At 67.6% G+C, this 783-nt stretch carries 1 protein-coding gene; it reads right to left on the bottom strand.

Annotated features, from left to right (window positions below; genetic code table 11):
• Positions 1 to 106: 106 nt before the first annotated feature.
• A partial coding sequence (locus tag P1P75_RS41740; RefSeq protein WP_319265309.1) for an acyl carrier protein occupies positions 107 to 783 on the bottom strand: 677 nt, incomplete at its 5' end.

Below are 783 nucleotides of genomic sequence, written 5' to 3' on the forward strand. Positions count from 1 at the left end.
TTTCTTCCTATCTGTCTTGTCTATTTTATGTCTACGTTTTTTTTTTTTTATTGTCGGGCACCACCCCGGTCTTACCCTTTTGGTTTGTGGGGAGGGTTAGGAGGGTTTAAAAGACAACCTGTACCGGCGCTGACTGCTGCTCGGGTGCGGGTTGCTCCTCCATGGCGACCACCACGGCCGCGGTCAACTGCTCGACGCTGTCGTAGTCGTAGAGGTCGGCCGCCTTGAGGTCCAGGCCGTAGTGGTCGTTGAGGCCGCGGACCAGTTCCATCCGGAAGATCGAGTCCAGGCCCAGGTCGACGAACGAACTGGTCATCGAGATCGTCGCCGGATCGAGGCCGAGGATCTCCGCCAGCCGCAGGTGGATCAGGGCGGCGATCTCCTCCCGGACCTCCGCCGGCACCTGGACGACATCAGGCTCCGGGACGGAGGCCGAGGCGGGGGCCGCGGCCGGGACCGGAGCCGAAGCCGGAGCCGGGGCCGCGGCCGGGGCCGAAGCCGGAGCCGAAGCCCGAGCCGAGGCCGGGGCTGAGGTGGAGACGACGGCCAGGTCCGGGACGGTGACAACGGCGGGATTCGGGGCCGCAGGCGCACCGGCCCTGGCGGCCACGGCAGTTGTTGTCGCGGTCGCTGTCAGCTTGATCAGGCCGCCCGGCCTCCGGACCGGGGTGGTGTCGGGTGTCGGGAGCAAAGCGGTGCGGGCCATGGACTCGGTGGTCGCGGGGACCGCCGAGTCCATGGCCCGCACCGCTTTGCTCCCGACACCCGACACCACCCCGGTCC

It is taken from the genome of Streptomyces sp. ID05-39B (assembly GCF_033794725.1).
Lineage (GTDB): Bacteria > Actinomycetota > Actinomycetes > Streptomycetales > Streptomycetaceae > Streptomyces > Streptomyces bobili.